Consider the following 11953-nt stretch of genomic DNA (forward strand, 5'->3'; position numbering starts at 1 on the left):
ATGAGCTATATATTCAGTGATTTGGAAAGATCGGAAATTTTGCAGGCTGCAAATGTTTGTGAGGGAATGGAATTCAATGTCGAGGAGGAAGAGTATTTTGCGATGGCAGTGGAGGGGCGAAGCTGTGTTGCACTTTACCGCATATTGTCAAATATCCTGGATGAAAAGATTTTAGACGGTTCTGCGTTCGATGAGAACGTAATGGGTATTTTTAAAGATGCCAAACTTTGGCTCGATGTGGCAATTGATGCAAATGGCGGAGTGGGTGCTTACTCTGCGTTGATCCGAGCGTATACCCAGCGGCAAGGGGAGTTAAGGTTAAATAGAAAATTCAGTGATTATAAGATGCAAGAGTCATCTAATCAGGTGGCGGTCAATCTCATGAATACGCTGGTAAAAGGCTCCGTTGAATATGGTTTGGCGCCATGGACTGTGCCCACCATAAGCCAAATTGCAGCAATCGATGCAAGCGCTATTGGTAGAGTATTATTTCGTCAAGTTGTTGGTGATATTGATACGGCTACCAGTCGTAATGCGGGATGGTCTGGAACAATCGGCTTCAGCCTGTTGGGTGGAGAAAAACCCTATGAAACCTGGCGATTGATCTCCGCCGGTGATCCGGATTCCCATATAAAAGGGAATCATGGTCTTGCCAGGTTCAACAGGCTGGATGACCTAAAGAATATTCTGTTTGCCGTGGATTCATACGGTATAGCCTTGCAGGCAGTGATCAAAAACTTCGGGTTGAATATGGTCGAAAGCCTGTTCTCGGTCCTGCCCGAACAGATAAATATCGCTCTTGCCAGCGGCAGCATCAATCCGCTTATTCAGCACGTGGTGAAAGGTACGCCCATTTCACCTATTGTCAGCCTGATATTGCGATATAACCTGAATGATTTTTTTGACATGCTCAGGCGAACCTACGACGGAAATTCGGCCGCCACGCCTACCACCGATGAAACCTTCGCCTCCAACGCTTACACATTTTTCTCCGCATTTTCTCCGTCTCAATCTCAGCGCATCGTTACCAGAACCATTGGCGAGTACGGCAGCGCCAGTGACTGGGCCCAGTTGGCCACCCAGGCAACGCCCATCGGCGTCGCGTTACGCAATTCTCTCCAGCAGTTAAGTGAAATCGTGATCGAACGATCCGATGGTTTTTCAGGACGCGGACTGGAGCTTTACGATCCCGAAACGGGGGAGGGCTTCATCACTGAGCAATGGCTTGCCGATCGCTCTGAAATGCTGGCCCGGCTGATTTCCCGAACCAATGGATCGTTCGGTCGAAATACTGTCCAGACCTTTTCCTATTCGGATTTGGCGTCGGGCAAACAGGCGCCGATGACCACAGGTGTCTCCAACCCTCTGGTCATGTTTGGCGATGACGGCGGACGATCATTCGGTGGCGGGGCAAATACCGATCATCTTTACGGCGGTGGTGGCAATGATTCAATCAGTGGGCTGTCCGGTAATGACGTTATCCAGGCGGGTAGCGGTAACGACTCTATGACTGGAGGCGAAGGGCACGACGCGTTGTACGGGATGGCGGGTAATGATGTTTTGGTGGGTGGCAGGGGCAATGACTTTCTGGCCGGTGGGTCGGGAAAGGATCGGTATGAGTTTTCCAGCGGAGATGGGATAGACGAGATCTTTGAGGCGGACGTTGATGACGCGTTACTGATAAACGGACTTCCAATCCCGGCCCTTGAGCGCAGCGCTCCGCTCAGCAATATCTGGCTGACGGAAGATCGAACGATCACTTTGACGCTCATTGAGGATCCGGCTGAAAACACGCTGAACATCAAATACGGACCGAACGACCTCATCGTCGTAAAGAATTTCGCGCCGGGGATGCTCGGCATTGATCTTCCTGATTATCGGGGCCAGACGTTCTCTGCTCCCGATCTGATTCTTCAAGGCGACTGGAAAGTTAAAGATACCGACCCGAATGTTCGTGGGGATCAACCTTCTTATGATGAGTTGGGCAACGCCCTGCTTATGCCCAACGTCAAGCAGAGGAACAAAGCCGATTTGCTATACGGATCACCGAAAGACGACCTCATCGTTGGTCTTGGCGGATCTGATCGACTGTTCGGCAAGGAAGGTAACGATCGTTTATTCGGCGACAAACCGTCGACGCTGGAAAAGGCCTTTGCCGATGCAACCAAGGGAAAGACCAGCCGTGGCGATTGGCTGGATGGCGGGCCGGGTGATGACCTGCTTGTCGGCACGGCTTCGCGAGATGTGCTTCTCGGTGGGTATGGCCGGGACACGCTGATCGGGGGAGCAGGTGATGACAATTTATCCGGTGATGAGACGACTGGATCACATGAGCAAGGCTGGGGCGTCAGGCGCGTCAATGTTCCACTTGTCGATGGCGTTATCAGCATGCGCACTGTCTTTGACAAGTCCTCATTGAATCGTCCCTTGGAGGGCGGCAACGACGTTCTCTATGGCCAGAGTGGCCAAGACTTTATGAATGGCGGCTGGGGAGATGACTTGCTCGATGGCGGCAGTGACGATGACACGCTGTCCGGCGGGGAAGGTAATGACACGCTGGCTGGCGGGAGTGGCGATGACACATTGCTGGGAGACAACCTGGATTGGGGTGGCGGTCTCGACAGCCGGCATCATGGCAACGATTTGTTGGTGGGTGGCAGTGGCGATGACTCCCTTGCCGGCAACGGTGGTAGCGACGTGCTGTACGGTGGCAGCGGCAATGATGTACTGAAAGGTGATGACGAGATACTGCGAGGCGTTGCGGGTGATGCCGCAGACTTTTTCGGAAGTGATTTTCTGGATGGCGGCGAAGGAAATGACACCCTTTGGGGCGGCGGTGCCGATGATTCGCTTTTCGGTGGCGGTGGTAACGACGAGTTGGTCGGTGATGACCATGAACACCCGGTTCGTTATCACGGTGATGATTATCTTGATGGCGGTACGGGAGACGACACACTCCGTGGACTGGGTGGCTCTGACACTCTGATAGGTGGATCAGATGCAGATGCTCTGGATGGTGATGAGCCTGGCTTGAAAGCGGGCGGAACCAACGATGACCACATTCAAGGTGATGCAGGAAACGATACGCTCTGGGGAGGTTTGGGCGCCGATACGCTTTTGGGTGGTGCCGATGATGACTTTTTGATGGGTGACTACGAGCAAACATCCGAAGCGGAACATGGCGCTGATTATCTTGATGGCGGCTCAGGCGACGATACTTTGCTGGGCGGTGGTGGAAACGACACGTTGGTTGGCGGCGAGGGTGTTGATTATTTGCGCGGCGGCCCTGGCGATAACGTGTTTGAAGGTGGTGCCGGTAACGATTATCTGGAAGGGATGCAGGGTAACGATGTTTTTTACTTTGGCGTTGGCGATGGTCTGGATGTCGTTACTGATACAGGTGGCAACAATGTCGTACATTTTGGCGCTGGATTTGCTGAGCAGAACTTGCAGGCCGAGATCGTCAATCTTGATGTGGGCACGGTGTTGCGTCTGTCGAATGGTATGGGTGACGCGCTTCTGATTCGTCACCATGAAAAGTGGGCAGGTTCGACTTTCAGGTTCAACGATGGTGTGGTCCTGAATTTCCAGGATGTAATCAAATTAACGGTGCAACCGGTAGATGCTACGGATCAGTCCATGACAATTGCTACAGTGCCCGATGCCGGAAAAGTGCGGGACATTGAGAGTGAGAGTGTAGCAGTCGTCCAGACACCGCCCGATGACACATCCGCTTCTACTGAAAGGGAGGGTAGTAAAACGAGTCGTCATACCGGGTGGGATAACCATTTTCTCTCGGAGCTAAAAGCGAAGCGCTCAGCGGACAGGCAGGTGTCAGGATTTGCACTGAACGATCAGGGTGTGTGGGTTAGAAGTCATATTGCTACCGATGAAAGTGGTTATGTCATTAGCGCCGAGCTGATCCGTGACGACGTCGAAGTCGGATTTCTCTCCAGGACACCTGAGTGGATGGGAGCTATTGCCGGTGACGCCGTAGTGAGTGAACAGACCTCAATCTCTGCAACGAAAACCACGTTCAAGCCTGTAAAAGCTGAAGCGGCTCAATTACCGAAACAAAAGCCAGAGTACTATCCATCGGGCTCGAGTTATTCGGGGTTTTCGTTAAATTCAGGTGACGCCGTCGTTGAAGACAGAGACTCCTCGGGCGCCATTCAGGGGTGGTACGTCTATCCCGCTGGAAGTTTTGAAAGTCATGAAACTGTTCTTAGAGCGTTTCGTTGGAGTACGACTAACCAAACGATCAAACATAAAACTGTTCATGGCAGTGACGCTGGCGGCAGGGTAAATCTCGAGGTGGGAAATCTCTTTCATGGCGGTGCAGGAGATGACTTGATCGCGACCTATGCCGGTTCAGTGCTTGAGTATGGCGAGGTTAACGACAGGATCCCGGGTGCGTTTCTATCGGCTGGCGCAGGCAACGACACATTGCTTGGGTCTGCGGGGGGCGATTATTTGGTCAGTGGGCCGGGAGAAGATTGGCTTTACGGCGAAAACGGTCCCGACACTTACATAGTTCAAGCGCATGATGGCGCAACAACCTTTATTGCGGACGTGCTTGCCCCGGTGTTTTTGAGCCCTGAGGTTGGAGCTTCCGGATGGAGTGACGAGTTCGGGGGGCTTGATATTGATACCGTCATTCTTCCGGATGAGGCGAAGCCGGCCAAGTTGCAGTTAAGCTGGGGGGCGGTATTGATTGAAGCGGTAAATATTGAATTGTTACCCGCTCCACCACGCAGTGCTTATCGCCAGCCGCCTCGGGCCCGGATGCTGTATACGACACTCGATATCGGATGGGGCGGAACTCAAAAAGTACGAATCGTTTTGCCCCGTCCGAATGATCTCGGTGGTTCCGGAATTGAAAGAGTGAGGTTTTCCGACGGGTCGAGCATCAGTTTCAAAGACCTCGTCAGTCGATCAGGCATTGCACCCGATACTTATCATCACGGCATCACCGTTCAAGACGCTGCTCAGGTCAAGTCTTTCCGAGACAATCATTTTCTGCCGCTCGTGGGTGGTCGCGGTAATGACACCCTCCGCGGGGCTGGTGAAATAAGGGGAATGCAAGGAGATGATCTGCTCTGCGGCAGTTCAGGCGATGACGTTCTCTACGGCGGGGCTGGCAATGACACCTTGTCCGGTGGCGCGGGTAATGATGTGTATAAATACGATGGGCTCGGGCGAGACTTGGTAATCAATGCAGGCGGTGGAACTGACGGTATAGATTTTTCGGAAGTCGGGCTATCGATTGATCAACTCAAGTTTCACCGAGAGCAGGATGATCTCGTCATCGTAGTCAGTTATGGCGTGTCTCCAAAGATTCGTGTCTCCGGACACTTTTCGAGGGGTGATGCCGCTATCAGCTTCATCAGTGTCCTAGGAGAGGATGGAGCCGTTCAAAACTACACGGCGAATCAATTCGCTGAGCTTTTACACCCTCTACCTCCGTTACGGGATGTAGAGGATATCTTGTCGAAAAATGATGAAGAGTCGGTGCAGGCCATGAAGGAAATAATCGAGTTTTACCAGTTGAATGCCTGATCGCAGCCAATTCGCGTTGGGCTCGAGTTTCCCGCGACAGAGCTCAAGAGACTGTAATCGCGGGTAACGATCGGCTTTAGTACTGCGACAGATCCGCCAACGGATGCCGTCCCTCCCAGACCTTGTGAAAGTGCGCCTCGACCACCGCTTCCGGCACCCGGGTAATGTCCGGCCAATGCCAGTGCGGTTTCTGATCCTTGTCGATCAGCCGCGCCCGAACCCCTTCGCTGAACTCAGGATGCCGGCAACAGTTGAGGCTCAGGGTGTATTCCATCTGAAAGACTTCAGACAACGACAAGTGCCGGGCGCGCACGATCTGTTCCCAGACAAGATGCGCGGTCAGTGGCGAACCTTCGCTCATGGTTTTCGCCGCCCGGGCAACCAGCAGGTCGTTGCTGTCCCGTTGCAGGCTGAGGGCTTTCCAGGCGCAGGTCACGTCGCTGACATCCAGCCATTCATCGATCTGCTGCCGCCGCGGCAGCCATTGCGCTTCCGGCATTTGCGCCACGGCCTCCTGCTGCAACGCCTTGAGCAGACTGTTGAGCTGCATGGCGGTCTGTTCCTGCCAGTTCAATTGCAGCAGGCGGTCGATCAGTTCCTGCTGCTGTTCGTCGAGCAGGAAACGGTCGGCGAGGTCCAGATCGAGTGCATCGCGGCCATTCATGTGCGCGCCGGTCAGGCCGAGGAACAAACCGAGCTTGCCCGGCAGACGTGACAGAAACCAACTGGCACCGACATCCGGGTACAAACCGATGCTGATTTCCGGCATCGCCAGTCGACTGCTCGGTGTGACGATGCGAATGCTCGCACCTTGCAACAGACCCATGCCGCCACCGAGCACATAACCATGGCCCCAGCAGATCAACGGTTTCGGGTAGGTGTGCAGGCTGTAGTCCAGGCGGTATTCGGCATTGAAAAACTGCGCAGCCAGCGGCGGTACTTCGCCGGGATGCATACGACAGGCTTCCACCAGACTGCGCACTTCGCCACCGGCACAGAAGGCCTTGGCACCGTTGCCGCGCAAGAGCACACAGACAATTTGCGGATCCTTGGCCCAGACGCTCAGTTTGTCGTTCAGTGCATGGATCATGGGCAGGGACAGCGCATTGAGCGATTTTTCGGCATCGAGAGTGGCCACGCCGATGCGCGCACCGTCGGTGCCGGTCAGTTCTTCGAAGTGCAGATTCATCGTGACCTCGATCGGGAATTTGAACGATCAGTATGAACGCTGTGTGGGAAAGTGCCGGATCTGCGTCAGATCAATTGACAAGCGTGGTCGGCTTTCCTAGGGTTCGCCCCATTGTTTTTGCCGGGTATGACCATGACTGCTGACGACCGTATCAAACTCGAACCGAGCTGGAAGGAGGCACTGCGTGCCGAATTCGACCAGCCTTACATGGCAGAGTTGCGCACTTTTCTGCAGCAGGAGCGGGCGGCCGGCAAGGAAATCTATCCGCCGGGCCCGCTGATTTTCAATGCGCTGAACTCGACGCCGCTGGACAAGGTGAAGGTGGTCATCCTTGGTCAGGATCCGTACCACGGCCCCGGCCAGGCCCACGGCTTGTGCTTCTCGGTGCAGCCGGGCGTGCCGGCGCCGCCGTCGCTGGTCAACATCTATAAAGAATTGAAACGCGATCTGAACATCGACATCCCCAACCATGGCTATCTGCAGAGCTGGGCCGATCAGGGGGTACTGATGCTCAACACCACCATGACCGTCGAGCGCGCCAACGCCAACGCGCACAAGGACAAGGGCTGGCAGTTTTTCACCGACCGGATCATCGAAGTGGTCAGCCAGCGGCAGCCGCATCTGGTGTTCATGCTCTGGGGCTCCCATGCCCAGAGCAAACAGAAGCTGATCGACGCCACCAAGCATCTGGTACTGACCTCGGTGCATCCGTCGCCGCTGTCGGCCTATCGCGGCTTCCTCGGCTGCGGGCACTTCAGCCGTACCAACAAGTTCCTGGAGCAGAACGGCGAAGCGCCGATCGAGTGGCGCTTGCCCGCCGTCGTCTGATCGTCAGGGCTGGCGGTTCCAGTACTTGAACAACGGTTCCGCCAGAAACAACACGAACAGCAGCCGCATCACCTGCATCGCCGTCACCAGCGGTACCGACAGTTGCAGGGTTTCCGCTGTCAGGCTCATCTCGGCGATCCCGCCGGGCATCATGCCCAGGGTCAGCGAGCGCAGATCCAGATGGGTCATTGCACTCAGTCCCAGCGCCGCCAATGTGGCGATCAACATGGTCAGCGCCGTGCCGATCAACGTACGCCCCATGAATGACGGTGCGCGGCGAAAGAACTGCCGGTTGAAATGACAGCCGAGTCCGCTGCCGATCAGCCACTGGCCGATCTGGCTGCCGCCATTGGGCAGACCGATGTGCAGATCCCAGCCGATGCTCACCGCCGCGCTGACCAGCAACGGCCCGAACAGCCACGGATTGGGCTGGCGCAGACGTTGCCAGAGCCAGGCGAGCAGACCGCCCGCCGGAAACAGAAACGCCAGCCAGCGCCAATCGACGCTGCCGGCGTGAGAAATCGAGGCACCATCGCCCAGCAGATATTTGAATGCCGCCGGCACACACAGCACCACTACCAGCACCCGCAGGCTTTGCCCGGCCGCGACATGGCTGAGCAGTGCGCCGTTGCGTGCGCCGAGGTTGACCATCTCACCGGAGCCGCCGGGCATGCTGGAGAAAAACGCCGTGGCGCGATCCTCACCGGTACGGCGCATCAGCCATACGCCGACTACTGCCGACAGGCTGGTGACCAGCGCCCCGAAGAAGATCAGGCCAAAGTGGCTCAGTACCTGCTCCATCACCAGTGGGGTAAAGTGCAGGCCGATGCCGATCCCGACGATCCACTGGCCGCACTTGCGGCCGCCAGGGATTTCTGTCAGTTGCCAAGGGGTCAGGCAGCGCACCAGGATGATCGCCAGCAACGAGCCGACCATCCACGGCAGCGGCCAGCCGATCTGGCTGGCGATGAAACCGCCAAGCAGACCGACCAGCGGCGTTCCCCACCAGGTTTTGAAGGACCGATCAGACATCGGCGATGGCGCGCCGGGCGACCGAACGTTTGCGCCAGATACGCAGCAGCGGCATAAACAGCATGATCGCGGTCAGGATCCAGACACCGAAGGTGATCGGGCTCGACCAGAGGATTTCCAGCGCACCGTTGGAGATCGACAGCGCACGGCGCAGGTTCTGCTCCATCAGGCCGCCGAGGATGAATCCCAGCAGGACCGGCGACAGCGGGAAGTCCAGTTTGCGCAGGATGTAACCGAAGATGCCGATGCCGACCATCAGGAACAGGTCGAACGTGGTGGCATGCACCGCGTACACGCCGATCCCGGTAATGATTGCGATCACCGGCACCAGCGCCCAGTTCGGCACGGCGAGGATGCGGGTGAAGATGCGGATCATCGGGATGTTCAGGATCACCAGCATGATGTTGGCGATGAACAGCGAAGCGATCAGGCCCCAGACGATGTCCGGTTGTTGCTGGAACAGCAGCGGGCCCGGGGTGATGTTGTACAGCGACAGCGCACCGATCATCACTGCCGTGGTGCCTGAGCCCGGTACGCCGAGGGTCAGCATCGGCACCAGCGCGCCGCAGGCGGATGCGCCGATGGCGGTTTCCGGGGCGGCGAGACCGCGCTTGTCGCCTTCACCGAATTTGCCGTCGGCACCGGCGATGCGTTTCTCGGTCATGTAGGCCACGGCACTGGCCAGGGTCGCGCCGGCGCCAGGCAATACGCCCATGATGAAGCCGAGCAGACCGCAACGAATGTTCACCACGAATACCGACGCCGCTTCCTTGAGGTTGAACATCATCCGTCCGGTGGCTTTTACGGCTTCCTGGCCACGATGGGTTTTCTCCAGCAGCAACAGGATTTCGCTGATCGAGAACAGGCCCAGCACCAGCACCACGAATTGAATGCCGTCGGTCAGGTGAATGTTGTCGCCGGTGAAACGGTACACACCGCTGTTGGCGTCGATGCCGACGCTGGACAGGAACAGACCGATCAGCGCTGCAATAAATGTCTTCAGCGGTCGGTCACCCGCCATGCCGCCCAGGCAGACAATCGCGAACACCATCAGGACGAAATATTCGGCCGGCCCGAAAGCGATGGCCCATTTCGCCAGCAGCGGGGCGAACAGCACCATGCCGCAGGTGGCGATGAGCGCACCGATGAACGAGCTCCACGCCGACAACGACAGCGCCACACCGGCGAATCCCTGACGGGCCATCGGATAGCCGTCGAGGGTGGTCATCACAGTGGAAGCTTCGCCGGGAATGTTCAGCAGGATCGAACTGATCCGCCCACCGTATTCACAGCCCAGGTACACCGCCGCCAGCAGGATCAGCGCCGACTCCGGCGGCAGACCGAGGGCGAAGGCGATCGGAATCAGCAGTGCCACGCCATTGATCGGGCCCAGGCCCGGCAACAGGCCGACGACGGTGCCGATCAGCGTACCGGTCAGCGCGGTGACCAGGTTATACGGGCTCAGCGCGACGCCGAAGCCCTGTCCCAAATATCCGAGCGTATCCATATCAGTTCTCCAGAACGTCGAGCAGGCCGAGGGGCAGCGGTACGTCCATCAGACGGTCGAACAGCAGGTACAGACCGATGGCCATCAGCGTGGTCACCACGGTGCTCGGCAGCCAGCGGCCACCGTACAGGCGCGCCATCGGGATGCCGATCACGCAACTGCTGAGGATGAAACCCAAGGGCTCGAACAGACCGGCGAACACCAGCAGCAACAGCACGCAGATGCCGATCTTGGTCAGGGTTTCACGGTCCAGCGGCGGTTCGTCTTCGCTGTGTTTGATCGGTGCCGGGCGAAACAGCATGTACAGCAGCGCCAGGCTCATCAGGCCGAGCATCAGCAGGGGAAATGCCCGCGGGCCGACCGGTTCGTAGGAAAACGCCGCCTGATAGGGCCAGGCCATCAGTGCCAGGCCGGTACAGGCCAGCAGCAACACCGAAGCAAAAATGCGTTGAATAAGCATGAGGAACTCCTGGGCCACGACCTCGAAGCGCGAGGCCATGGCCGTTAGACAGAGACGATCACTGGATCAGGCCGAACTCTTTGGCCAGCACTTTGTAATCCGCGACTTGCTTCTTCACGTAGGTGTCCAGTTCCGGGCCGGTCATGGCGAACGGGAACAGTTCACGCTGATCACGAAGCTTGGCGAAGTCGTCGGAGGCCAGCAGTTTGTCGAAGGAGGCTTTCCACCAGGCGTAGTCTTCATCGCTGACTTTCGGCCCGAGATAGAAACCGCGTACCACCGGCCAGACGATGTCGTAGCCTTGTTCGCGGGCAGTCGGGATGTCCTTCATTTCCGGCTCGTCCAGGCGTTTCTCGGCGAACACGGCCAGCAGGCGCATGTCACCGCTCTGGATGTGCGGCATGGAGTCGGAGATGTCGGTGCTGCCGACCTGGATGTGACCGCCGAGCAGGGCGGTGGCGATTTCGCCGCCGCCTTCGAGGGCGACATAACGCAGGTCGCGCGGGTTGATCCCGGCAGCCTTGGCGATCAGTGCGGTCTGCATCCAGTCCTGGCTGCCGACGGTGCCGCCGGAGCCGATGACCACGGCGCTCGGATCTTTCTTCAGTGCCTGAACGAGATCATCAAGGGTTTTGTAGGGCGAATCGCTTTTCACCGCGATGGCGCCATAGCTGGTGCCGACCGCCGCCAGCCAGCGCACGTTGGTTTCATCGAAGCGGCCGAACTTGCCCTGCGCCAGGTTCAGCAGTGAACCGCTGGACCAGGCCACCAGCGTGCCGGCATCCGCCGGGCGCTGAGCCACGACGGCGTTGTACGCCACCGCGCCGACACCGCCAGGCATGTAGGTCACGCGCATCGGTTTGGTCAGCAGTTTTTCGTTGACCAGCGCGCTTTGCGCCAGTTTGCAGGTCAGGTCGAAACCGCCGCCGGGGGAGGCCGGGGCAATGCATTCCGGGCGTTTCGGTTCAGCCATCAATTGACCGGCGAACAACATGACGCCAGCGGCCAGAGCGACTTTACGCAGTGATAAGTTCATCGATGTCTCCTTGGGAGTTGTTGTTATGGACGTACTGAATTACCAAAGGGCAACGCTATAGCTCACCAGCAGACGCACTTCATCTCGATGAAATCGGCGGAGCTCATCGGTGCAAAACCGGCGAGGGCCGCGGCGCTGGCAAGGGCGGTATGGCTGAAACGGGAAGGAAGAACAGGCGTAGGAGCCTTGGTCTGCAAGGTCGGCATGCGAGGGGTACTCCGTTTATTGTTCTTATTGGTCGAAAACGCTTCGAGGCGTTTTTCGTATCGCTGTATGGCACAGCGACGGAAGCCGAAACATTCCGTAACCCGACTCTATCGGCCAAACCTTTCGCTAACCTTT

The 11953-nt window shown here is 57.3% G+C and carries 8 protein-coding genes; 2 read left to right on the forward strand and 6 right to left on the reverse strand.

The window, feature by feature from the left end:
• Positions 1-5559 (forward strand): calcium-binding protein, encoded by a 5559-nt coding sequence (locus tag NWV16_RS27725; RefSeq protein ID WP_312846923.1) that lies wholly within the window; start codon positions 1-3, stop codon positions 5557-5559.
• Between the two features lie 76 nt (positions 5560-5635).
• On the opposite strand, the gene NWV16_RS07535 is transcribed toward NWV16_RS27725, so the two are convergent.
• On the reverse strand, positions 5636-6748 hold the full coding sequence (locus NWV16_RS07535) for an enoyl-CoA hydratase/isomerase family protein (RefSeq protein WP_260522552.1): 1113 nt from the start codon (positions 6746-6748) through the stop codon (positions 5636-5638).
• Between the two features lie 132 nt (positions 6749-6880).
• Here NWV16_RS07535 and ung point away from each other — a divergent pair, with 132 nt between their 5' ends.
• A complete protein-coding gene (ung, locus tag NWV16_RS07540; RefSeq protein ID WP_260522553.1) occupies positions 6881-7576 on the forward strand; it encodes a uracil-DNA glycosylase in 696 nt (231 codons plus the stop codon).
• A gap of 3 nt (positions 7577-7579) precedes the next feature.
• Here the strand turns inward: ung and NWV16_RS07545 are convergent, their stop codons facing one another.
• From NWV16_RS07545 to NWV16_RS07565, 5 genes are all read right to left on the reverse strand, one after another.
• Positions 7580-8608 carry an AbrB family transcriptional regulator gene (locus NWV16_RS07545; RefSeq protein WP_260522554.1) on the reverse strand — a complete coding sequence of 343 codons (1029 nt, stop codon included), beginning with the start codon at positions 8606-8608 and terminating at the stop codon, positions 7580-7582.
• Entirely contained in the window at positions 8601-10115 is a 1515-nt protein-coding gene (locus tag NWV16_RS07550) for a tripartite tricarboxylate transporter permease (protein WP_260522555.1), read from the reverse strand. Before NWV16_RS07550 ends, NWV16_RS07545 begins: the two co-directional genes overlap by 8 nt.
• Position 10116: 1 nt before the next feature.
• Positions 10117-10575: a tripartite tricarboxylate transporter TctB family protein gene (locus NWV16_RS07555; protein WP_260522556.1), complete on the reverse strand. Its 459-nt coding sequence runs from the start codon at positions 10573-10575 to the stop codon at positions 10117-10119.
• A gap of 58 nt (positions 10576-10633) precedes the next feature.
• On the reverse strand, positions 10634-11611 hold the full coding sequence (locus NWV16_RS07560; protein ID WP_260522557.1) for a tripartite tricarboxylate transporter substrate binding protein: 978 nt from the start codon (positions 11609-11611) through the stop codon (positions 10634-10636).
• 62 nt (positions 11612-11673) lie between these two features.
• Positions 11674-11817 (reverse strand): hypothetical protein, encoded by a 144-nt coding sequence (locus tag NWV16_RS07565; RefSeq protein ID WP_260522558.1) that lies wholly within the window; start codon positions 11815-11817, stop codon positions 11674-11676.
• Positions 11818-11953: the final 136 nt, after the last annotated feature.

Source organism: Pseudomonas sp. BW7P1, assembly GCF_024981055.1.
GTDB classification, from domain to species: Bacteria; Pseudomonadota; Gammaproteobacteria; order Pseudomonadales; family Pseudomonadaceae; genus Aquipseudomonas; species Aquipseudomonas bananamidigenes.

Coding starts and splice junctions, on each gene's coding strand:
- ung (WP_260522553.1), top strand. CDS start 6,881: ATGACTGCTGACGACCGTATCAAACTCGAACCGAGCTGGAAGGAGGCA.
- NWV16_RS07535 (WP_260522552.1), bottom strand. CDS start 6,748: ATGAATCTGCACTTCGAAGAACTGACCGGCACCGACGGTGCGCGCATC.
- NWV16_RS07560 (WP_260522557.1), bottom strand. CDS start 11,611: ATGAACTTATCACTGCGTAAAGTCGCTCTGGCCGCTGGCGTCATGTTG.
- NWV16_RS07545 (WP_260522554.1), bottom strand. CDS start 8,608: ATGTCTGATCGGTCCTTCAAAACCTGGTGGGGAACGCCGCTGGTCGGT.
- NWV16_RS07565 (WP_260522558.1), bottom strand. CDS start 11,817: ATGCCGACCTTGCAGACCAAGGCTCCTACGCCTGTTCTTCCTTCCCGT.
- NWV16_RS07555 (WP_260522556.1), bottom strand. CDS start 10,575: ATGCTTATTCAACGCATTTTTGCTTCGGTGTTGCTGCTGGCCTGTACC.
- NWV16_RS07550 (WP_260522555.1), bottom strand. CDS start 10,115: ATGGATACGCTCGGATATTTGGGACAGGGCTTCGGCGTCGCGCTGAGC.
- NWV16_RS27725 (WP_312846923.1), top strand. CDS start 1: ATGAGCTATATATTCAGTGATTTGGAAAGATCGGAAATTTTGCAGGCT.